Below are 20,678 nucleotides of genomic sequence, written 5' to 3'. Positions count from 1 at the left end.
TCGGGTCAGGCGAATTCATAAAAGGGACAGGCCGTGCCCGCGGGACCACGTTATAGCCGCGGATAGCCTGTCACGCCTGATAATCCCGTCCCGCCCATTGCAGCCCGATGACCGCGCCTTTCACCGGGCGAAGAAGCACCAGGGTGATCGCGGTCATGATCAGCGACAGGACAATAAGCCCGGTCAGGATATGCTCTCCGGCGGCGCGGAAGGTGATGATCTGGGCCGGGATCAGAAGCAGGCAGGTGATGCAGAGAACGAAAAAAGCGGGACCATCGGCGGGGCGGATGCGGGTGAAATCCTCATCGCAGTGGCTGCAGCGGTCGGCTTTGCGCAGATAGCCTGCAAACAGCGCGCCCTCTCCGCAGTTCGGGCAGCGGCTGCGCGCGCCGCGCAGGATGGCCTTCAGGGTGTCGCGCTCGCTCATGGGGAACTCCTTGCCCGGCAGATCAACGCCATTGCAGGCGATCTGTTCCAAAACAAAAAAGGCACCTGCTCAGAGGTGCCTTTTGGGATCGGTCATCAGGGGCGGTTCAGCGGCCGCGCTGAACGCTGATGCGGGCGGGGGCATCGCCTTTGGTGACGGTGATCATCTCGGTGCCGCTCAGACCCAGGGCGCTCAGCTCGCGCGCGGGGAAAACATGATCCGCGGTCACAGAGATCTTCTCACCATAATTAGCGGGACCCGGAATATAGCTGCCCTCTGCCGGGATCGGATTGGCCGAAGCTGCACCGGCAGCGATCAGGGTGGCGGCGGCGAAAGTAGCGAAAACGTTCATCTTTTAAGTCCTTCATACGGCTGTGCAGAGCGTCTCTGCTTTGGATGAAGGATACTTAGGAGGAGGCTCTGCCAGAGAAAACGGCTGCGTTTAGCCCTGCCCTGTGCATCATTGCACATCACAATCCGGTGCAGGCCGCCCGGCCGCGAAATCAGACAAAGGCCGGATTGCCGTGAACCGCGGGGGAAAGACCGCAGGTTCCCTGTAGCTGCATTCGGGACAGATCTGCCGGTGAAGGGCTAATGCGGCCGGAGGACGATTGTGCGAAACTGAGGTGTTTCAGCGCTCCTGCCCGCCGCCGATACCGATGGGCCCCACGCGCGGCGACCGGGCGACCGCGCCTTTATCTCTCAGGCCGGCGGATCTTCTTGCGGTAGAGATCACTGTCGGTCCGCGCCATGATTTCGCGAAAGCTTGAACCGGGCGGGCAGGGCGCCATGCCCACAGAGATCGAGACCGTCACGTCGTCGAGCCTGCTGCGAAGCTTGAAGTCACGGTCCGCCGCTTCATTGATCGCCACGGACATCTGCTGCAGGCTGCGTGCGGCCCCGAGCGGCAGGAAGGCGCAGAACTCATCGCCGCCGATCCTTGCAATCAGACATTCATCCCCCAGAACCTGGGACATCGCCGTCGCACAGGCGAGGATCGCGTCATCGCCGATCACATGGCCGTGCTGATCGTTGATCGCCTTGAGATAATCCACATCCGCGATGATGAATTTGCCCCCTGAGCGGTGCTGCATCGCGCTGTCGAACTGCTTTTCGAAACTGCGCCGGTTGAGAAGCCCGGTCAGCGGATCGGTGCTGGCCTGCCGGCCGAGTTCCCGCACCTCCTTGAGAAGGCTGGCATAGGCCTGTTCAAGCCGCTCAATCCAGGTGAAGGCAATGAAGGCCAGCGGAAACGCGATGATCACCGGCATGATCAGCCGCACGAAGATCGTAATGCCGTCAGATTTCGCGTCATAAAAAAACCGGATCCCCGTCGAGAGGCCGACGGAAACAAAGGTCACCATGCCCGTCAGGATCAGGACGTTTCTCCAGACGAAAGCGGTGGGCTTCTTCACGTGTGGTCCTCGTGCCTCTTTGGATAAGGGTTTCCCCGGTCAGGGGCGCGGGGCGGATCGGATAACAGCTCTGAGCGGCCTTACATCACTGAACTCACTCCCGGCCCTCAGGAGGGGTGCTGAAAATAAGCGCCCTCCCCCCTGGAGTTCGGAGTTTGCAAAGACTAACCATGAGAGCGCTTCGGGGGCAAGTCACGGCGGGGCCTTTCGCGCCAGGCGGACAACAGGCCGCAATGGCTTGGCCTGTGGTGCGGAGACTGCGCACCCGGGCCGGAGGGGCCGCGTCGCTCTCCTGGCCCGCGCTTCAGGGAAACGGCGCGCTGCCCTGATAGAAAACGGAGCCAGCCGTTTCCCTGTGTGACTGAAAGGGCCTACTTTAAAGGCGGTGAAAAACGCTCGGCCCCAGGTGTTTGATCCTCTGTTTTGATGGTGAGGTCCTGTCGGTAGATTGGAAGGAAGCCCTGGGGGACAGGTTCGTCATGGCAGCGCCACGACCACTTCCACCGCGCGAGCTGCACCAATGACGGCTGGCCCGCCATCGGCGCAACGGCAGGCCCGGGTGATCGCAGGACGAAGGTCCTTCCGCCACGGCTCCGATGGCTGGACTGCGTGCTCGCGGAACCAGGCCGCGGGCCCGGGAATGAGGCGGATCAGAAAACGATCCGGGGGATCGTTCGGCGCCTGAACGGTCAAACGCTTCCACGATCACCAGGAGATCAGGGCACATCCGGGCGACGATATCCTGCGTCGGGGTTAACAGTCCACCGGACTGTTCACGGATCCCTCTCCCCTGCAGCGAGGCCCGCCGCTGCAGACCCTGAATGGCCTCACGCCTTATGAATAGATCTGCAAAATCCGGACTGCAGAGCCGGAAGGGGTCATCCTCCCCCAGGTCCGCCGGAGGCCCGGACTGAACAGCTAAGGAAGCGATGACGATGTAAGGTGAAGGTGGCGTTTCGCGAAGATGCGCAGAACCGCGAGGTCACGGCCTTAAAAACAGCGCGCAGTCTGAGGGATAGCTTTAAAGGCATCAGAGGAAGACCACCGCTCCGAGGCGTATGCTGAGACAGCCCCCGGGCTGATGCGCGCAGGCTGGCAATCAGCAGCCCGGGCTGGCCGAGCAGGAATGACGATCTCTGCCCCGCAAAAGGGCTGGGTTTATCTGAGGTTGCTGGAATACGCATCCGGATCGCAGCACGGCCAGGGGCAGGCGCGTTCACGCTTCGGGCCCCTGGCCCCTCTTATATGCCGGCCAATCTCTGGCCTCGCCCCCTTCTGCACGCGTTGCCGCTGGAAACCCGCGATTTGATCTGCAATCATTATACCCGGCCCGCTGTTGCGTCAGACCGGCTGATCCCTTTGGCTGGTCTTTGGCCCGACGCGGCAGCGTCCGGTCCGCAGCGCGGGGGATTGGCAGGATTTGTCCCGGCAGGCTGCATCTGTTGCACGTCCCGGAGTTGGCACATTTCATGTTCAGGTTTCTCACGTCGGTCAGCGGGCGCGGCGCAAGCTGGACCACCATCGGGTTTGTGGCAAGCTATGGCATCCGGCTTTTATCAACGCTGATCCTGACGCGGCTTCTGGCCCCCGATGTCTTCGGGCTGATGGTCCTGGCCTGGGTTTTTATCGGCGCGATCACGATGCTGAGCGACCTTGGCACCGTGCCATCGGTGATCCGAAGTGCGCGGGGGGATGAGAAAGTTTTCCTCGACACGGCCTGGAGTGTGCAGGCCCTGCGCGGCCTGGGCATTGGTGTTCTGACCCTGCTGATCGCCTGGCCGGTGGCCTGGCTCTACGATCAGCCGCAGCTCTTTGCCGTCCTTTGTGCTGCGGCGGTCATTCCGGTGATCAACGGGCTGAACTCAATCTCTATGGCCAGCGTCCGGCGGCATATGCAGCTCGGGCGGCTGACGCTGATGACCACTTTTGTCCAGATTTTTACGGTTTTCGCCAATGTAGGCTTTGCCTGGTGGCTGCAGTCGATCTGGGGCCTTGTGCTCGGCTCGGTTGCGGGGGCGCTTTTCCAGCTGCTGCTGAGCTACCGCTGGCTGCCGCGGTATCATCCGCGCATTATCTTTGACCGCAGCGTGCTCTCAGAGATCCTGGTCTATGGCCGCTGGATCCTGCTGGGAACGCTTTTTACCTATATCGGCGGCCAGGGCTCGACGGCGGTGATGGGGGGCTTTGTGCCGATTGCCACGCTGGGTCTGATCAGCATTGCCATGATTATTGCAAGCGCTCTTGAGGATCTGGTGGGGCGGGTGCTGGAATTCGTGGTGTTTCCGACCCTTGCGCGGCTGCATCGTGAGGGCAAGCCACTAAGGGCGCAGGTCGGGCGCGACAAGCAGATCACGGTTCTGGGGATGCTGCCGGGCTTTTTGTTGCTGAGCTTGCTCAGCCAATGGGTGATCGATCTGTTTTTTGATCCGCGCTATGCGCAGGCGGGCGGTTTTCTGGCGCTTCTGGCGCTGAATGCGGGCCTGCATATCCTGCAGATGCCCTATCAGAACGCCATGCTCGCAGTTGGGAACAGCCGCGGGCATTCGGTCGTCATGGCCACCTATTCTGTGTCGCGGCTGATTTTTATGGTGCTGGGCGGCTATGCCTTTGGCGTCTACGGCCTGCTGGCGGGGATCGCGGTCGGCACACTTGTGACGACCCTGGTCTCTATGGCCATGGCGCAAAAGAGCGGGATCTGCCGACCGCTTTACGACTTCGGCGCAATAGCCGTTCTGCTGCTGGTTTATATCCGGACCCTGCAGAGCCTGCCGCCGATCGGAGTTTGAGCCGCCTGATGACGCCGGACAGCAGGCACTTTGCTGCCCCGGGCCTGCACGGCCCGGGGATCGGCTTAACCTGCCATGACCATATGGTCCGGACCCGCGTGGATATAGCTGCGTTTGGGCGGCTGAAAATCGCGGGGGCGGATCGGGCTTTTCAGCTCTTCTGCCGCAATCGGCGGGCGGGTGTGGCGGCGGCCCGGATCTGCCACCGGCACCGCGCTTAAGAGGCGTCGGGTATAGGGGTGCTGCGGATTGCCAAAGACCGCCTCCCGGCTGCCGATTTCAACGATCTCCCCCAGATACATCACTGCGACGCGGTGGCTGATGCGCTCAACGACCGCCATATCATGGGAGATGAAAATATAGGCGAGGTTCCTCTCGGCCTGCAGATCCAGCATCAGATTGACGACCTGAGCTTTCACCGAGACATCCAGCGCCGAGACGCTTTCGTCGGCCACAATCAGCTGCGGCTCAAGCGCGAGGGCGCGGGCGATGCAGATCCGCTGCCGCTGACCACCTGAGAATTCATGCGGATAGCGGGTGGCAGAGGCAGCCTCCAGACCCACGCGCTCCAGCAGCGCCGCGGTGCGCAGCCGCGCCTCTTCAGGGGTGCAGATTGCGTTCACCAAAAGCGGCTCAGCGATGGTCTCGCCCACACTGCGGCGCGGGTTCAGGCTGGAGAAGGGGTCCTGAAAGATCATCTGCATATGCTGGCGCTGCTGGCGCAGAGCCTCGGGGCTGAGGCCCATCAGATCGGTGCCGTTGAACAAAACCCGGCCCGCATCAGAGGGGGTCATGCGCAGCAGGCTGCGGCCGGTGGTGGATTTACCGCAACCGGATTCACCAACGATTGCAAGGGTCTCTCCGGCCTTCACCTCAAAGGACACATTCTCAACCGCATGAACGCGACCTGCGACCCGACCAAAGAACCCGCTGGTCAGCGCAAAACGCGTGGTCAGCCCTTCCACCCGCAGCAGCGGCTCGGCTTCGGCCAGCGGCGGCAGGCCGGTGTCGGATCCCGGGACCGGAAGGCCGGTGACGGCATCGATGCGCGGAAAGCGCGCCGGGGCCGGGCGGCCCGCCATGGCACCGAGGCGCGGCGCCGCCGAAAGCAAGGCGCGGGTATAGGCCTCGCGCGGGGTTGCGAAGATCTCAGAGGTGGCGGCGGTCTCAATCAGATTGCCGCGCTGCATGACGACGGTGCGGTCAGCGATCTCGGCGACCACGCCCATATCATGGGTAATAAAGAGGACCGACATTCCCTCTTCGCGCTGCAATTCGGCAATCAGATCAAGGATCTGCGCCTGGATCGTCACATCAAGGGCCGTGGTGGGCTCATCGGCGATCAGAAGCTTCGGATTGCAGGTCAGCGCCATGGCGATCATCACCCGCTGGCGCATACCGCCGGACAGCGAATGGGGATATTCCTGAAAGCGGCGCGCCGCATCGGGAATGCGGACGCGGTCGAGCATAAGATGCGCCTCTGCCGCTGCCTGCCGCCGATCCAGCCCGCGGTGAATTTCAAGGCTCTCGGCGATCTGCCGGCCACAGGTCATCACCGGATTGAGCGAGGTCATCGGCTCCTGGAACACCATCGAGACCTCGCGGCCGCGAATGGCGCGCAGCGCCTCTCCCCCGGCGGTCAGCAGGTCGCGGCCCTCCATCGCGATACGGCCGCTGGTGCGGGTGGTCGATTTTGGCAAAAGGCCAAGGACCGACATGGCGGTGACGCTTTTGCCCGACCCGGATTCGCCCACCAGCGCCACCGTCTCGCCTGGGTTCACATCAAAGCTGAGGCCATGGACCACCTCGCGCCAGGCGGTGCGCCCGGTGCGAAAGGCGACCTTCAGATCCTGAACTTCAAGAAGTTTTGCCTGTGCCATCAGTGATCTGCCCGCGGGTCCAGCGCATCGCGCAGCCCGTCTCCGAGAAAGTTAAACGAGGTGACCGCCAGGGTGATCGCAAAGCCCGGGACAATGGCCAGCCAGGGCGCAGAGGTCAGATAGGTCTGAGCGTTGTTGAGCATATTGCCCCAGCTCGGCGTCGGCGGCTGGATGCCAAAGCCGAGGAAACTGATGTAGCTTTCCGCAAGGATCGCATTGGCGACATTCAGGGTCGCGGCCACGATGATCGGTGCAATGGCATTGGGCAGGATCTCTTTGAGCATGATCCGCCCCGGACGCGCGCCATAGGCCGCTGCCGCCACCGCATAATCGCGGATCTTCAGCGAGCGGGTCTGCGCCTCGACCACGCGGGCGACCTCCATCCAGGAGGTGGCGGCGATCAGCAGGATGATCCCGGGGATCGTCGGCGAGGTCAGCGCCGAGATCGCAAGGATCAGGAAGATCGACGGAAAGCACAGCATGGCATCGACAAAGCGCATCAGGGCCGTGCCGATGACGCCGCCGTAAAAGCCCGCGGTCAGCCCGACCACAATGCCGATCCCCATCGAGACCAGCATGGCCGCAAAGCCGATCGACAGCGAGATACGCCCGGCCATCAGGATCCGCGCCAGCGTGTCGCGCCCCATCGGATCGGTGCCCAGCGGGTGCCAGAATTCGGTAAAGGGCACCGTAAAACGCGCCCGCATATTGATCTGGGTGTCGCTGAAAGGCAGCACAAACGGCAGCAGGATGCAGGCGAGCGTCAGAGCCACAATCGCGATCAGACCAAAGGTCGCCAGGCGGTGCGAGAGAAAGCGGCGCACAAGCGGGCGGCTGGTCAGGCGCGGGCGGGGCGGGGAAAGCATAGTCTGGCTCATCACGGCTGCCTTGAAATGCGCGGGTCGGCGAGGCTGTAGCACAGATCGGCGATCAGACTGCCGAGCAGGACCAGCACGGCCGAGAACATCAGAATGCCCATCACCACCGGGTAATCGCGGTAGCTGATGGAATCGAGGAAAAGCCGCCCCATCCCGGGCCAGGTGAAGACCGTCTCGGTCACCAGCGCGCCCGACAGCAGGCTTGGGATCTGAATGCCCGCGATGGTGATCATCGGCAGGATGGCATTGCGCATGGCGTGGCGCATCAGAATGCGCGGCTCGCTGACGCCCTTGGCGCGGGCGGTGCGGATATAGTCCTGGTTGATCACATCCAGCATCGAAGAGCGCATATAGCGGCTCCAGATCGCGGTGGAGACGAGGCCCAGAACAAGGCTCGGACCGATCAGATGGTGGAGCCGGTTCAGGAGCGACCCATCGCCCACCGTGTAGCGGTTGCCCGGCGGCAGCCAGTCCAGACCCACGGAAAAGACATAGATGATGACAAGGCCAAACCAGAAGGTCGGGATCGAAAGTGCGATCATCGCCCCGATGGTGGCAAGGCTGTCAAAGAGCGAATAGCGCCGGATCGCGCCCAGCGTGCCAATGACAATCCCCAGCACCACAGCGATCAGTGTGGCGCTGGCCATCAGCTCAACCGTGGCGCCTAAGTGGCTGGTGATGATGTGCAAAACCGGCTGGCGGTCGCGAAATGAGATGCCCCAGTCGCCGGTCAGCATCCGACCGGCCCAGTCCAGATACTGAACCGGCAGCGGCCGGTTCAGCCCAAGGGTCTCGGCCATGCGGTCGAGATCAGCCTGGGTCATCGAGCCGTCTGACGCGAATTGCGACATTGGCCCGCCAGGGGCGAGATGCAGGATGGTAAAGCCGATGATCGATACGATCACCAGCATCACCATGGCCTGAGTGAGGCGGCGAAGCAGATAATATGCCACGTGATGACCCTGTCTGTGCCTTATGGTCCGGGTGTTACTTCACCCAGTACCAGTCCTTCAGGTTCCAGCCGTTCTGACGCTGGTTGAGGTTCGGGGTGAAGCCGGTGAGATCGCTTTTCACGCCCTCAATCGGGGCATATTGCCAGACCGGCAGGATCGGCAGCTCTTCGCGGACGATCTCCTGAAGACGCTGGTAGATCTCGATGCGGCGGGCCTGGTTGAAGGTTTTCTGACCCTCTTCCATCAGCGCATCGGCCTCGGCGTTTTCCCACTGCATGTAGTTGCCGCCCGAACCGCCCTTCAGCGGGATGGCTTTCGACGAGAAGCGCGCCGCGGGATCAGGATCCACCCCGGTGCGGAAAGCGGTGCCGACGAGCAGGCTTTCGAACTGCGAGCGGACATAGAAATCGCCCCAGATCACCGCCGCCGGCATGTTGTCGATCGCCAGATCCACGCCGAGGACTTTCCAGTCCTCGATCAGCAGCTGCTGCACCTGTTCGCGCAGCGAATTGCCGGTGGTGGTCGAGATCTTAAAGGTCAGGCGCTGGCCGTTTTTCTCACGAATGCCGTCACGGCCTTTGATCCAGCCTGCGGCCTCAAGGATCTCACCGGCGCGCGCCGGATCATAAACATGCGCCGGCAGATCGGCGTTAAAGGCCCAGCTTTCGCGCGGGCTGAAGCTCTCGGTGCCTTTCGGCACGCCGTAATAGATGGCGTCGATGATGATCTCTTTGTTCATCCCGAGATACAGCGCCTCACGGACGGCTTTTTCAGCCAGAACCGGATGCCCCAGGTTCGGCATCACCAGCTCGATGTTCCCCGAGGGCACCACCACGACAGTGCGCCCCGGCAGCTTGATCGCCTCTTCATAGAAGTTATGCGGAATGCCCGAGCCGAGAACGGCATCGACCTGGCCGGTCTGGAACTGCGCATAAAGCGCTGTCATATCGGGGATATATTTGATGACGATCTGTTCCAGATAGGGACCGTCGCCGTAATAGCCCGCATTGGCCACCAGGGTAATATTGTCACCCGGCGTGCGCGAGCCGAATTTGAACGGGCCGGTGCCGACCGGATGGATCGCAAAGTTGGTCTGGTTCTGATCGGCCTCAGCTTCCAGGATGTGCTTTGGCACAATATGGGTATTGGCCAGCAGCGCCAGATAGGGCGCGAAGGCCTCTGACATCTTCCAGGTAATCTCGGTGGGCGAGACCACCGTCACATCGCTGACCAGCGCATGTCCGACCCGCGTGCGCGAGCGAAAGCCGTCACGATTGATCAGATCGAGCGAGAATTTGACGTCCTCAGCCGTGAAGGGCGTGCCGTCATGCCATGTCACATCGTCGCGCAGCCGGACCTTCCAGCTCAGGCCATCGGCCGAGATGCCGCCGTTTTCCACGGAAGGCACTTCCAGCGCCAGATCGGGCGCCAGCGAGCCATCCGGCAGCGCCACCCACATCGACGAAAAGAGGTTGGTCCAGATCGTCTCATCGCATTCCACGCCCGGCATCAGCGGATGGAACACCGTCGGCTCCTGCGACAGAGCCACCACGGCGATCCCGCTGGCTGCGGCGGGCGGCGTGCCCGCGCTTTGCGCAAAAGCCGCACCGGCAAAGCGCGGTGCGAGCGCCCCAAGCGCCAGCGCACTGACACCCCAGGTGAAAAGATTGCGCCGCGTCGGCAGCGTGACGTGAACGGATTCGATCGAATTTTGTTTTTCGGAAGAAGTCGACATGGAAGCCCCCCAGAAGACATTTATATTATAATTGGCTGGCAACGCGTCACATGGACGCGGCTCTTCACGGCAAGACGTCACTATAATGAAGATTCTGTCAATAACTTTTCAATTGCGAGTGAAGGTTTCACCGGAATTGCGGTCTTGCAGAGCTTAAGGAACCTGCCGGAACGGGCGAAACGTAACGATAAAATCAATAAAATATGGCCTTTGACAGGCCTGCCTGAAATTTCGCCGAGTCCGGTTACTTCATATTGAAGATTTTATATTGAAGATGCGCGGATGAATCGCTACTACAATTTCAACATAATGGATTTTCCTTGTGACCGATCAGCCGCCTCTCCCGCCCTCTGCCGAAGACACTGAGGCTGCAAACCGCAGCCGCATGATGGGCAGCCGTCTGCGCACCCTGCGCAATGAGCGTGGCATGACCATCGCAGAGCTTGCCGCCCGCGCGGGTCTGTCCTCGGGGCTGATCAGCCAGATTGAGCGCGGGAATTCCAATCCTTCGGTCAATACGCTCGAAAAGCTCCGCGAGGCGCTTGGCGCCAATATCTGGGAGTTTACCGAGCGCGGGGCAGAAGTCGGGGCGTCGCCCTTTGTGCGCCGCGCCAGTGACCGCCCGAAAATTGCCATTGGCAGCAATGGCTATACCAAAGAACTGCTCTCACCGCGTCCCAGCAATGAGATGCGCTTTATGATCCTGACCCTGCCGAAGGGTGCCAGCAACCCTTCGGTGCTGCTCGGGCCGGGCGATAAGGGGGGCTATGTCATGGAGGGCCGGGTGCGCCTGACCATCGGTGAGGAAACCATCATTCTGCACCCTGGCGACAGCTTTCAGTTTCCCAGCACGCTTTCTCATGTGGTCGAAAACGACGGCGATGAGACCGCCCGTGTGCTTTGGATCATTTCGATCCGCGATGCCCATATGTGACCCTGACTTTGGGGGCATGGACTGACTTCACTTAAGGAATTCAAAAATGATTACCCGCCACGACTCCGGCAGCCGCCTTAGCAAAGTCCTCGTTGCCAATGGCTTTGCTTTCCTCTCCGGCCTGACTGCGAAGAACCGCGATCTCGATGTGGCCGGTCAGACCGCTGATATTCTGGCGCAGGTGGATGACTATCTGGCTATGGCCGGCACCGATAAAACCAAAATCTGCGTTGCCAATATCTGGCTCAAAGACATCGGTGATTTCGCCCAGATGAACGGCGCCTGGGAGAAATGGGTAGACCCCGCCGCTACCCCGGCCCGTGCCACGGTGGAATCGCGCCTCGCTCATGATGCGATCCTCGTCGAAATCCAGGTCCAGGCCCTGGTCTGATCTCTCCCCCCTCCCGGTGCCGCAGGGCACCGGGCTTTTTTCGTCCTGCACTGGGATGTTTTTTCATGAAATCTTCCATTCCCAAACCCGGTGATCCCTCCTGGTGGCTGACCGAGGCGCTTGCGGCAGAGGGCAATATTGCGCCCGCGCCTGCGCTTTCGGGCCGTATTGAAGCGGATGTGGCCATTGTCGGCGGCGGTTTTACCGGCCTCTGGACCGCTCTGGCGTTGAAAGAGCGTCGCCCGGATCTGAAGATCGCTCTGATTGAGGCGAAGATCTGCGGCGCGGGCGCGAGCGGTAAAAACGGCGGTAAAGTGCATGGTTACTGGGCCTCGGTGACCGGGCTTTCCGCCTCGATCGGGCCGGATGCCGCCCTTGCGGTGGCGCGTGCCGGCACGGTGGCGCAGGACGGCATTCGTCAATTTGCCACCGCGCCGGGCCGCGATGTCTGGTGGCGCGAAGAGGGCAATCTGCGCGTCGCAGCCTCTGCCGCCCAGGAACCCGGGATCGCCACCCATATGGCCACGGTGCGCAAACTCGACATCGGCGATACGGCCCGCGCGCTGAGCCAGGGTGAAGTGGCAAACTATGTCCGCTCTCCGGTGTTCCGCGGTGGTCTGTTCATGACCGAGGGGGCCAATGTGCAGCCCGCACGGCTGGCCCGCGCGCTGCGTAAAGCCGCGATGGCGCAGGGCGTTGCAATCTATGAAAATACCGCCATGAGCGGTCTTGACATGGATACGCCCAACCGGGTTCGCACCCCGGGCGGTGAAATCATCGCCCGCGATGTGGTTCTGGCAACCAATACCGCGCTGGCAAAAGATGCTGACATCAAGCCCTATGTCACTGTTTTTTCAAGCTATGCCCTGATGACAGAGCCGGCGGGCGAAGCGCTGGAGCGGATGAACTGGCGCGGCAGCCATGGCATGTCAGACATGCGGATGTTCGTGCATTATTTCCGCAAAACGGCGGATAACCGGATGCTGATGGGCTCTGGCTCGGGTCCGATCAGCTTTAACGGCAATGCCGTCGATCCGGCGCTGACCGGAGATATGGCCTCGGGCCAGCGCGCCGCGCGCGGGCTGCAGCGGCTGTTGCCGGAGGTGGCAAAGGCCGGGATCGCGAAGATCTGGGGCGGCGGGATCGATATTGCCTCGGACCGTCTGCCGTTCTTTCGCACCCGTCCGGGCAGCCGCGTGCATATCGCCGCGGGCTATTCCGGCCATGGCGTGAATCCGACCTATATCGGCGGTCAGTGTCTGGCCTCGCTGGTGCTCGATGAGAAGGATTACTGGCGCAACCTGCCGTTTTGCACCCGCAGCCTGCCGAAACTTCCGCCCGAGCCGTTCCGCACCATCGGCGGCCGCTTTGTGCGCAAGGGCATCATCAAGTGCGAAGAGGCTGAGGAGGATGGCCGCAAACCGGGGCTGATCGACAGCGCCGCTGCGGCAATTCCGCGGGTCTTTGGTCTGAAGATCGGCACCCGCTAAGCGAAAAGCCCCGGTGCATCCCTGCGCCGGGGCTGTTTCTTCCGGGTCTTTCCCGCTCACCCCGTGAGGGCCGAAAGCGGGAAGGGCGTCTGCCGGATCCGGCGGCCGGAGGCGTTGAAAACCGCGTTCCCAATGGCCGCAGCCAGCCCCGGAAGGCCGATTTCACCGAGACCCCTTGCGCCGTCCTCGCCCATCAGCGGATCGGGGATATTGAGGAAATCCACTTCAATCTCAGGCACATCGGCATGAACCGGGATGGCATAATCCGCAAGGTTATCGCTGATCAGACGTCCCGTTGCAGGGTGGCGCAGCCCCTCTTCCATCAGCGCCATGCCGATGCCGAAAATCACCCCGCCCCGGATCTGACTTTCCGCCAGACGCGGATGCAGGATCGTGCCGCAGTCGAGGACGCTGACCACGCGCGTGACGCGCAGCCGCCCGATCTGCTCCTCCAGCTCAACCTCAACGAAATGGGCCCCAAAGGAATAAAAGCTGTGCTCTGCCTGCGGGTCGCGCGGGGCAGAATGGCCCTCAGCGCTGATATGGGGCTGGCCAAGGGCTGCAAGCCGCTGCGCCAGGGTCAGATTGCTGCGCTCCTCCGGTCCCAGCTTTTGCAAAAGCGCGCGCGCGGCGGCGCCTGCTGCAGGCATCACACTGGCGCTCGATTTTGAACGCCCGGCGGTCGGCGCATCCGGCAGCTCTGAGCGGCCGAGCTGCACCTCAATCTCAGCGGGGCTGATGCCAAGGGTATCAGCAACCTTCTGCGCCAGCAGGCTGCGCATGCCGGTGCCGATATCGGTGGCTGAGGTCTCAACCAGAACCGATCCGGTCCCGCGCAGCGTCACCCGAACCGAGGCCGGAAGGATCGGGGCCGGATAGGCCGTAGTTGCCATCCCCAGCCCGACAAGGCGCCCGTCCCGGCGGTGCCTACGGGGCAGGGCGCTGCGGCCGGCCCAGCCGATCCGGGCCGCGCCGCGGGCGTAGCACTCGGCCAGATGGTTCGAGGACCATGGCCGGTTGTGGTAAAGATCCCGTTCAGCGAAGTTGCGCAGGCGCAGCTCAACCGGGTCGATCCCGGCCTGATGCGCCAGCTCATCCAGCGCGGTTTCCAGCGCGAATGAGCCCGGCGTTTCACCTGGCGCCCGAAAGGGCGTCGGCGTCGGGATCGCCCGACGGGTCACCTCATGGCGCACCTCAATGCGCTGTGCGGCGTAAAGCATCAGTGAGCTCAGACCGCAGGGTTCAAAGAAGCCACCGCGGAGTGAGGTCGGGATCTCTGAGTGATGCGTCAAAAGCGCGAGCCGCCCATCGGCATCCGCCTCCAGCCGGATGTGCTGGCGCGTCTCTGAGCGGTGACCGCTGGCCACGCCCAGATCGGCGCGGGTGAGCTGCAGCCGGACGGGCCTTTGAAGGGCGCGGGACAGATGCGCCGCCAGGGCCTGGTGCGGCCAGATCTGGTTCTTCGCCCCGAAACCGCCGCCGACATATTCGGCGTGGATCAGGACGTTTTCCTCAGCAACTCCGAGGCTTGCCGCCACCGCCGTCCGGGTGGCGCGGGTGCCCTGGGTGCTGTCGCGCAGGATCACGCGCCCGCCCTGCCAAACCGCCGTGGTGGCAGAGGGCTCCAGCGGCTGGTGCAGCTGGACCGGGGTTTCATAGCTGGCCTCAACCCGGTGGCGCGGCGCGCCTGCCCGGTGACCGGTGGTAAAAGCATGCTGCATATCGCCCGCGAAGAACGGGCCGGGACGGATCTTTACCGGCTCAGGCGGGGGCAGATCCTCCAGGTTCACCTGCACGGCCGCAAGGCCCTGGCGGGCGGCTTCAATCCCCTCGGCCACGACGATGGCGATCCATTGACCCGCGAACATCACCTCATCCGAGGTGAGCGGGCGGTAGGCGGGCAGCTGCGAGGCCGCATCCTTCAGCGCGGATCGCCCGAGGCCTTCGGCGAAAAGCGCGTCCAGCGCCGGATCTGCGCGCCATCCGGTTTCATGCGCGTTTTCATGGGTATAGACCGCAACCACCCCTGGCACAGCGCGGGCGTTTTCGCAGTCGATCGACCGTATGCGGGCGGGCGCGCGGGTGGCGCGCAGAGCGAAGGCCTGCAAAACACCCTGTGGCTGCAGGTCGGCGGCGTAGTTTGCGCGCCCGGTCACCTTCTCCAGCGCGTCGAGGCGGGGCAGCGGCGGATCGGCCCTGGTCATTTCGTTAACCTTTGCAGGAGATGATGAAGCGCGCCGCGGGCAAGCGGCAGCTTATGCGCGGTGGCCTCCACCGGGGCGGCTGTCGCGAAGGCCAGATCCAGGAAGTCATCGGTCGCGCGGGCGTCATAGCCCTGACCCAGCAGCAGCGCCTCAGCCGCGGGGGTGCGCCAGGGGGTGGTCGCAATGCCGCCAAAGGCGATGGCGGCGCGGGTGATGCGGCCCCGGTCACTCTCCAGCACGGCGGCGACAGAGGCCGCGGCAAATTCATAAGACGCCCGTCCGCGCAGCTTCTCATAGCCAGAGCGCGCGGTGGTAAGGGGCAGGGAAATCGCGGTCACCAGCGCCCCGCGCGGCAGGGCCGTCAGCCCGGCATCCGGCGAGGGCAGCGGGTAGAGATCGGCGAGCGGCATCTCAAACCTCCGCGCCCCGACAAGGCCGTGCAGGCGCGCGTCCAGCGCCAGAAGCGCCACAGCCATATCAGAGGGATGCGCGGCGCGGCAGTGGGCGGTGATCCCAAGGATCGCATCTCCGGGCAACGGGGCCTCGATTGCGGGACAGCCACTGCCTGCGTCGCGGCGGTTGCAGGGCCAGGAGGGGTCGCGGAAATAGGCGCAGCGCAGCGCCTGCAAAAGATTGCCCCCGAGGGTGGCCGCATTGCGGATCTGCCCGGAGGCGCCAGACAGGATCGCCTCTGACAGCGCGGGAAACCTTTGCTGCACCAGGGGCGCGCGGGCAACGGCAGTGTTGCTGAGCCCTGCGTCGAGCAGGAGAGCCCCCTCCTGCACCCGGATCTCTTCCCGGGGCAGCCGGGACAGATCGACCATGGCAGGACCGCTTACGTGACCCAGACGCGCAAGATCGAGAACGGTTGTGCCGCCCGCAACGGCCTGATGTCCGGGCTGCGCCAGGAGATCTGCCGCCTCAGCGGCGGTCTGCGGCCAGCGCCAGTCAGTCGCGGCCATGCGCCACCTCTCTTATTGCGGCGATGATGCCGTTATGCGCGCCGCAGCGGCAGAGGTTGCCCGACATGGCTTCGCGGATCGCAGCCGGATCGCGGGGACAGCCCTCCGAGATCAGCGCAAGGCCCGACATAATCTGCCCCGGCGTGCAGTAGCCGCATTGCAGCGCGTCATGGCGGATGAAGGCGTCCTGCAGCGGATGCAGGCCGCCGTCCGGGGCGCTGACGCCTTCGATGGTGGTGATCGCCGCCCCGTCAAGCTGCACTGCATATTGCAGGCAGGCGAGGCGGCGCTCGCCGTTGATATGGATGGTGCAGGCGCCGCACTGGCCGTGATCACAGCCCTTCTTGCTGCCCGTAAGCCCCAGATCTTCCCGCAAAAAATCGAGAAGACTGCGGCGGGGATCCACCGAAACATGATGCGTGATGCCATTCACGCTCAGGGTCAGCGGGAGGCTTTGGGAGGGATGCGGGCCTGCGCTCATCTCAGGCCTCAGGCGACCAGCAGATCGCGGGCGGTGAGGTATTTTTTCACCGTCTCAAGGCCGCCTTCATAGTCCCAGACTTCAACCGTATCATGCGGGCAGGCGACGAAGAGATGGTCCTCGGTAAACGACAGGATCCGATCAAGTTTGATGACTTTCTCGACGAAATCCTCTTTGCCCGGATCGCGGGAGATGCGGTTCCCTTCGGCGTCATAGCCGATCAGGATGGCGCGGCAGCGGATGCGGGCAGTGAAGTAAAGCGACATGGGAACTCCGTTCAGTCGGTCAAAGTTGCTTCAGGCCGAAGGGCCGGTTGCGAGGTGACAGGCAACGCGGGCGCCGTCGCCCACATCGCTGAGTTTCGGGGCGATCTCACCGCAGATTTTCTGCGCGACGGGGCAGCGGCTGCGAAAGCGGCAGCCCTGGGGCGGATTGATCGGGCTGGGAATATCGCCGCGGATCACCACCCGCTCGCGGCGCGCCACGCTGGGCGGCAGCGGCAGCGAAATCGCCGAGAAAAGCGCCTGGGTATAGGGGTGCAACGGGCGTTGCCACAGCACCGATTTCGGCGCGATTTCAACGATTTCGCCCAGATACATCACGGCAATGCGGTCCGCGAGATAGCCGATGACCGACAAATCATGCGAGATGAAGACGTAAGAGGCCCCCATATCGCGCTGCAGCCGCTGCAGCAGATTGATGATCTGCGCCTGCACCGACACATCAAGCGCCGAGACCGGCTCGTCGCAAACCACGGTCGAAGGCTCAAGCGCGATGGCGCGGGCGATGGCGATGCGCTGGCGCTGGCCGCCCGAGAGTTCATGCGGAAAGCGGTCGGCGAAGCTGGGGTGCAGGCCGACCCGCGCGATCAGATCATCGACCAGCCCGCGCCGTTCGGCCCGGGTGCCGGTGTCATGCACCTCATAGGGCTCGGTCAGGATCTGGCGGATCGAGCGGCGCGGGTTGAGCGAGGCAAAGGGATCCTGGAAAACGATCTGCAGATCGCGGCGCACGGGCTTCATTTCGGCCCGTGACAGCGTGGCGATATCGCGGCCGCGATAGAGGATCTGGCCGGAGGTCGGCTCATGCAGGCGGATGATCGTCCGCCCGAGGGTGGATTTCCCGCAACCGGATTCGCCCACCAGCCCCAGGGTCTCACCGGCATTCAGCGTCAGGTCAATGTGATCGACCGCATGAACCCGGCCCCGGGGGGTGTCATGATATTTCACGAGGTCGCGGATTTCGAGGAGCGGCGTGGCGGTCATCTCAGAACTCCGGCGTGAAAACAGGCAACGCGCGGCCCGGGGGCCGTGCCGGTCAGCGGCGGACGGCTGCTGTGACAATGCCCCGTGGCCTGCGGGCAGCGCGGCGCGAAAGCGCAGCCGGGGCCAAGCTGGTCCATCGGCGGCACAGTTCCGCTGATTTCCGACAGCGGCTCCGGGGTGCCGTCCAGAAGCACCGCATCCGGGCGCGGGACAGAGGCCAGCAAAGCCTGAGCATAGGGATGGCGCGGACCCGAGAAAAAGGTCTCGGTGTCGGCCTCTTCGACCTTGCGGCCTGCATACATCACCATGACGCGCTGCGACCACTCGGCCACCACGCCCAGGTCATGGGTGATCAGGATAACCCCCATGCCAATCTCGGTTTTCAACCGGTCGATGAGTTCCAGCACCTGGGCCTGAATGGTCACATCCAGCGCCGTCGTCGGCTCATCCGCAATCAGCACCTTCGGGCGACAGGCCAGCGCAATGGCGATCACAATGCGCTGTCGCATGCCGCCGGAAAGCTGAAAGGGAAACTGGTCAGCCCGGATCCGCGCTTCGGGGATCCCCACCATCTCCATCAGTTCAATCGCGCGGGCACGGGCCTCGGCCTCAGAGCAGCCCTCATGGACGCGCACGCTTTCCTCAATCTGACGGCCGACTTTCATCAGCGGATTGAGCGAGGTCATCGGCTCCTGAAAGACCATGGAGATCTCTTTGCCGCGCACCCGCCGCATCTGCGGCTCTGACAGCGTCAGCAGATCCTGCCCGCCCAGCCGGATTGATCCCGCGCTGATGCGCGCAATGCGCGGAGGCAGCAGCTGCAGCATGGAATGCGCCAGCATGCTTTTGCCGCAGCCGGATTCGCCGACCACCGCAAGAGTCTCGCCGGCCTGCAGCGTCAGATCGACCTCATTGACCACCGGGAACCAGTTGCGTTTGGGGCCGCGGAATTCGGTGCGCAGGCCCTCGACCTGCAGAACGGGTGTCATCGTTTCGCTCTCGGGTTAAGGGCCTCATTCAGCGCATCGCCGATCAGGTTGATCGCCAGCACCGTCAGCAGCACGGCCAGCCCCGGAATGGTCACCATCCACCAGGCCGTCCGGATAGCCGAGCGGCCCGCGCCGATCATATAGCCCCAGGTCATGATGTTCGGATCGCCAAGGCCAAGGAAGGACAGACCCGCCTCAAAGAGGATGGCCGTGGCCACCATCAGCGAGCCTGCGACGACGATGGTCGTCAGCACATTCGGCAGGATCTGCACGATCAGAATGCGCAGATCGGACATGCCAAGCGACACACAGGCCTCAACAAATTCACGGCTTTTCACCGCGCGCACTTCCGCCCGCACCAGCCGCGCCAGCGGAGCCCAGGAGACAATGGCAATCGCGCCAATAACGTTCGGCAGGGTAGAGCCCAGCACCGCCACGATGACGATGGCACCGATAAAGGTCGGGATGGTCTGGAAAAACTCCGTGACCCGCATCGCGGCAGTGTCGATCCAGCCGCCGTAATAACCCGCAACCGCCCCCACCAGGGTCCCGAGCACCACGATCACAAGGGTCGCAACACTTCCGACCAGAAGCGAGATCCGCGCTCCATAGGCAATGCCTGCCGCGATGTCGCGGCCCAGCATATCGGTGCCCAGCAGAAAGTCACCGGTGAAGGGCGCCTCAAAGGGCATGCCCACCATCTCAAAGGGGTCTTCGGGGAAAAGCAGGCCCGCAAAAACCGCAAGTCCGATGACGAGGCTCAGAAGGGCCAGCCCGATGGCGCCGCTGGGGTTACGGATGAGCTTTCGGGCAAGACCCGGCGGGCGCGGGCGGGCGATCAGGGGAGGGGCTGCGTGATCAGCCATGGCGGCCTCCGGTCAGGCGGATGCGCGGATCGACCATGGTATAGATCACGTCAACAAGCGCATTGGTGACAACCACCAGGATGGAGCTGAGAAAGAAAATACCCAGCAAAAGATTGAGATCGCGGGCAAAAAGCGCCTCATAGGCGAGCAGCCCCAGCCCCGGCCAGCCAAAGACCGACTCGATAATGACCGAGCCGCCAAGCATCCCCGAGACCTGCACCCCGGCCATGGTCAGCACCGGAATGATCGCGTTTCTGAGCGCGTGGTGCATCACGATATGGCTGTTGCCCAGACCCTTGGCGCGGGCGGTTTTGATGAAATCCTGCCCCAGAGTTTCCAGCATCGAGGCGCGCATCAGACGGGTGTAAAGCGCCATATAGAAGAACGACAACGCCACCGCCGGCAGCACCAGATGGTGCAGGACATCCAGACCCCAGGCAAAGCCCGTCACCGGATTGGCGATGCTTTCCATGCCGCTGGTCGGAAACCAGCCGAGGTTCAGCGCAAAGACGATGATCAGCATCAGACCCACCCAAAAAAGCGGCGTCGCATAGGTGATGATGGCCAGGATCACGATGACATGGCTGACAAAGGTGCGGTCCCGGATCGCCGCGATAGCCCCCAAAAGGATCCCGAACCCGATGGAGAGCACCATGGAGGTGATCATCAGGATCGCCGTGGCACCCAGACGTTCGATAATCAGCGAGGCAATCTCGCGGTTGTGCCGGAAGGAGAACCCAAGGTCAAAGACCAGCAGGTTCTTCATATAATTCAGAAACTGCAGCCAGAGCGGCTGATCCAGGCCGAACTGCGCCCGGATCTGCGCCATATATTCTTCCGTGGCAGAACCGGCCTCACCGGCAAGCACCTGGGCGGCATCGCCCGGAGCCAGACGGATCAGGAAGAAATTGACGATCACGATCGCCAGAATAATCGGAATGCCGTGAAGGATCCGGCCCAGCACATATTTGCCGTTGGCTCGCCACATCGGGGGGACTTTCGCTAAGGCAGCTGTCAGGGTC

19 protein-coding genes are annotated in these 20,678 nt (G+C 63.1%); 4 read left to right on the top strand and 15 right to left on the bottom strand.

Annotated features, from left to right (window positions below; all coding sequences use genetic code 11):
- Positions 1 to 70: 70 nt before the first annotated feature.
- From EG244_RS07455 to EG244_RS07445, 3 genes are all read right to left on the bottom strand, one after another.
- Positions 71 to 427, bottom strand: a complete 357-nt coding sequence (locus tag EG244_RS07455; protein WP_124964375.1) for a DUF983 domain-containing protein — start codon at positions 425 to 427, stop codon at positions 71 to 73.
- Between the two features lie 106 nt (positions 428 to 533).
- A complete protein-coding gene (locus EG244_RS07450) occupies positions 534 to 779 on the bottom strand; it encodes a hypothetical protein (protein WP_124964374.1) in 246 nt (81 codons plus the stop codon).
- Positions 780 to 1,122: 343 nt separating this feature from the next.
- Positions 1,123 to 1,842, bottom strand: coding sequence for a GGDEF domain-containing protein (locus EG244_RS07445; RefSeq protein ID WP_199737864.1), 720 nt, complete (start codon positions 1,840 to 1,842; stop codon positions 1,123 to 1,125).
- A 1,469-nt stretch (positions 1,843 to 3,311) separates the two neighbouring features.
- Here EG244_RS07445 and EG244_RS07440 point away from each other — a divergent pair.
- Positions 3,312 to 4,628, top strand: a complete 1,317-nt coding sequence (locus EG244_RS07440; RefSeq protein WP_124964373.1) for an oligosaccharide flippase family protein — start codon at positions 3,312 to 3,314, stop codon at positions 4,626 to 4,628.
- A gap of 65 nt (positions 4,629 to 4,693) precedes the next feature.
- Here the strand turns inward: EG244_RS07440 and EG244_RS07435 are convergent, their stop codons facing one another.
- The 4 genes from EG244_RS07435 to EG244_RS07420 are packed head-to-tail and all read right to left on the bottom strand — an operon-like array spanning position 4,694 to position 10,074.
- Positions 4,694 to 6,508 (bottom strand): ABC transporter ATP-binding protein, encoded by a 1,815-nt coding sequence (locus EG244_RS07435; RefSeq protein ID WP_124964372.1) that lies wholly within the window; start codon positions 6,506 to 6,508, stop codon positions 4,694 to 4,696.
- A complete protein-coding gene (locus tag EG244_RS07430) occupies positions 6,508 to 7,386 on the bottom strand; it encodes an ABC transporter permease (RefSeq protein ID WP_124964371.1) in 879 nt (292 codons plus the stop codon). Before EG244_RS07430 ends, EG244_RS07435 begins: the two co-directional genes overlap by 1 nt.
- Complete coding sequence (locus tag EG244_RS07425; protein WP_124964370.1) at positions 7,386 to 8,339, bottom strand: ABC transporter permease; 954 nt, start codon at positions 8,337 to 8,339, stop codon at positions 7,386 to 7,388. The genes EG244_RS07430 and EG244_RS07425 overlap by 1 nt, the downstream gene beginning before the upstream one ends.
- 34 nt (positions 8,340 to 8,373) lie before the next feature.
- Positions 8,374 to 10,074 carry a peptide ABC transporter substrate-binding protein gene (locus tag EG244_RS07420; RefSeq protein ID WP_124964369.1) on the bottom strand — a complete coding sequence of 567 codons (1,701 nt, stop codon included), beginning with the start codon at positions 10,072 to 10,074 and terminating at the stop codon, positions 8,374 to 8,376.
- A 322-nt stretch (positions 10,075 to 10,396) separates the two neighbouring features.
- Between EG244_RS07420 and EG244_RS07415 the strand changes: the two genes are divergently transcribed.
- The 3 genes from EG244_RS07415 to EG244_RS07405 all read left to right on the top strand — a co-directional run bounded on the left by EG244_RS07415 (position 10,397) and on the right by EG244_RS07405 (position 12,889).
- A complete protein-coding gene (locus EG244_RS07415; protein ID WP_124964368.1) occupies positions 10,397 to 11,008 on the top strand; it encodes a cupin domain-containing protein in 612 nt (203 codons plus the stop codon).
- A gap of 46 nt (positions 11,009 to 11,054) precedes the next feature.
- Positions 11,055 to 11,399, top strand: a complete 345-nt coding sequence (locus EG244_RS07410; protein WP_124964367.1) for a RidA family protein — start codon at positions 11,055 to 11,057, stop codon at positions 11,397 to 11,399.
- 65 nt (positions 11,400 to 11,464) lie between these two features.
- On the top strand, positions 11,465 to 12,889 hold the full coding sequence (locus EG244_RS07405; RefSeq protein WP_124964366.1) for an NAD(P)/FAD-dependent oxidoreductase: 1,425 nt from the start codon (positions 11,465 to 11,467) through the stop codon (positions 12,887 to 12,889).
- Positions 12,890 to 12,945: 56 nt separating this feature from the next.
- Here EG244_RS07405 and EG244_RS07400 read toward each other — a convergent pair whose 3' ends face one another.
- Genes EG244_RS07400 through EG244_RS07365 form a run of 8 tightly spaced genes read right to left on the bottom strand, consistent with a single transcriptional unit; the run spans position 12,946 to position 20,644 of the window.
- Positions 12,946 to 15,093 (bottom strand): xanthine dehydrogenase family protein molybdopterin-binding subunit, encoded by a 2,148-nt coding sequence (locus EG244_RS07400; protein WP_124964365.1) that lies wholly within the window; start codon positions 15,091 to 15,093, stop codon positions 12,946 to 12,948.
- On the bottom strand, positions 15,090 to 16,055 hold the full coding sequence (locus EG244_RS07395; protein ID WP_124964364.1) for an FAD binding domain-containing protein: 966 nt from the start codon (positions 16,053 to 16,055) through the stop codon (positions 15,090 to 15,092). The genes EG244_RS07400 and EG244_RS07395 overlap by 4 nt, the downstream gene beginning before the upstream one ends.
- Entirely contained in the window at positions 16,042 to 16,536 is a 495-nt protein-coding gene (locus EG244_RS07390) for a (2Fe-2S)-binding protein (protein ID WP_124964363.1), read from the bottom strand. The genes EG244_RS07395 and EG244_RS07390 overlap by 14 nt, the downstream gene beginning before the upstream one ends.
- An 8-nt stretch (positions 16,537 to 16,544) precedes the next feature.
- Complete coding sequence (locus EG244_RS07385; protein WP_124964362.1) at positions 16,545 to 16,802, bottom strand: hypothetical protein; 258 nt, start codon at positions 16,800 to 16,802, stop codon at positions 16,545 to 16,547.
- Positions 16,803 to 16,832: 30 nt separating this feature from the next.
- The gene (locus EG244_RS07380) at positions 16,833 to 17,801 is read right to left on the bottom strand and encodes an ABC transporter ATP-binding protein (protein WP_124964361.1); all 969 of its coding nucleotides are present in this window, start codon (positions 17,799 to 17,801) and stop codon (positions 16,833 to 16,835) included.
- Entirely contained in the window at positions 17,798 to 18,790 is a 993-nt protein-coding gene (locus EG244_RS07375; protein WP_124964360.1) for an ABC transporter ATP-binding protein, read from the bottom strand. The genes EG244_RS07380 and EG244_RS07375 overlap by 4 nt, the downstream gene beginning before the upstream one ends.
- Entirely contained in the window at positions 18,787 to 19,656 is an 870-nt protein-coding gene (locus EG244_RS07370; RefSeq protein ID WP_124964359.1) for an ABC transporter permease, read from the bottom strand. The genes EG244_RS07375 and EG244_RS07370 overlap by 4 nt, the downstream gene beginning before the upstream one ends.
- On the bottom strand, positions 19,649 to 20,644 hold the full coding sequence (locus EG244_RS07365; protein ID WP_124964358.1) for an ABC transporter permease: 996 nt from the start codon (positions 20,642 to 20,644) through the stop codon (positions 19,649 to 19,651). The genes EG244_RS07370 and EG244_RS07365 overlap by 8 nt, the downstream gene beginning before the upstream one ends.
- Positions 20,645 to 20,678 lie beyond the last annotated feature (34 nt).

The organism is Falsigemmobacter faecalis, assembly GCF_003863335.1.
Classification (GTDB): Bacteria; Pseudomonadota; Alphaproteobacteria; order Rhodobacterales; family Rhodobacteraceae; genus Wagnerdoeblera; species Wagnerdoeblera faecalis.
Note: the sequence above shows the minus strand (reverse complement) of the source record. Positions and strands in the feature narration are given on the sequence as shown.

Coding starts and splice junctions, on each gene's coding strand:
- EG244_RS07455 (WP_124964375.1), bottom strand. CDS start 427: ATGAGCGAGCGCGACACCCTGAAGGCCATCCTGCGCGGCGCGCGCAGC.
- EG244_RS07450 (WP_124964374.1), bottom strand. CDS start 779: ATGAACGTTTTCGCTACTTTCGCCGCCGCCACCCTGATCGCTGCCGGT.
- EG244_RS07440 (WP_124964373.1), top strand. CDS start 3,312: ATGTTCAGGTTTCTCACGTCGGTCAGCGGGCGCGGCGCAAGCTGGACC.
- EG244_RS07435 (WP_124964372.1), bottom strand. CDS start 6,508: ATGGCACAGGCAAAACTTCTTGAAGTTCAGGATCTGAAGGTCGCCTTT.
- EG244_RS07430 (WP_124964371.1), bottom strand. CDS start 7,386: ATGAGCCAGACTATGCTTTCCCCGCCCCGCCCGCGCCTGACCAGCCGC.
- EG244_RS07420 (WP_124964369.1), bottom strand. CDS start 10,074: ATGTCGACTTCTTCCGAAAAACAAAATTCGATCGAATCCGTTCACGTC.
- EG244_RS07410 (WP_124964367.1), top strand. CDS start 11,055: ATGATTACCCGCCACGACTCCGGCAGCCGCCTTAGCAAAGTCCTCGTT.
- EG244_RS07405 (WP_124964366.1), top strand. CDS start 11,465: ATGAAATCTTCCATTCCCAAACCCGGTGATCCCTCCTGGTGGCTGACC.
- EG244_RS07400 (WP_124964365.1), bottom strand. CDS start 15,093: ATGACCAGGGCCGATCCGCCGCTGCCCCGCCTCGACGCGCTGGAGAAG.
- EG244_RS07395 (WP_124964364.1), bottom strand. CDS start 16,055: ATGGCCGCGACTGACTGGCGCTGGCCGCAGACCGCCGCTGAGGCGGCA.
- EG244_RS07390 (WP_124964363.1), bottom strand. CDS start 16,536: ATGAGCGCAGGCCCGCATCCCTCCCAAAGCCTCCCGCTGACCCTGAGC.
- EG244_RS07385 (WP_124964362.1), bottom strand. CDS start 16,802: ATGTCGCTTTACTTCACTGCCCGCATCCGCTGCCGCGCCATCCTGATC.
- EG244_RS07380 (WP_124964361.1), bottom strand. CDS start 17,801: ATGACCGCCACGCCGCTCCTCGAAATCCGCGACCTCGTGAAATATCAT.
- EG244_RS07375 (WP_124964360.1), bottom strand. CDS start 18,790: ATGACACCCGTTCTGCAGGTCGAGGGCCTGCGCACCGAATTCCGCGGC.
- EG244_RS07370 (WP_124964359.1), bottom strand. CDS start 19,656: ATGGCTGATCACGCAGCCCCTCCCCTGATCGCCCGCCCGCGCCCGCCG.
- EG244_RS07365 (WP_124964358.1), bottom strand. CDS start 20,644: ATGTGGCGAGCCAACGGCAAATATGTGCTGGGCCGGATCCTTCACGGC.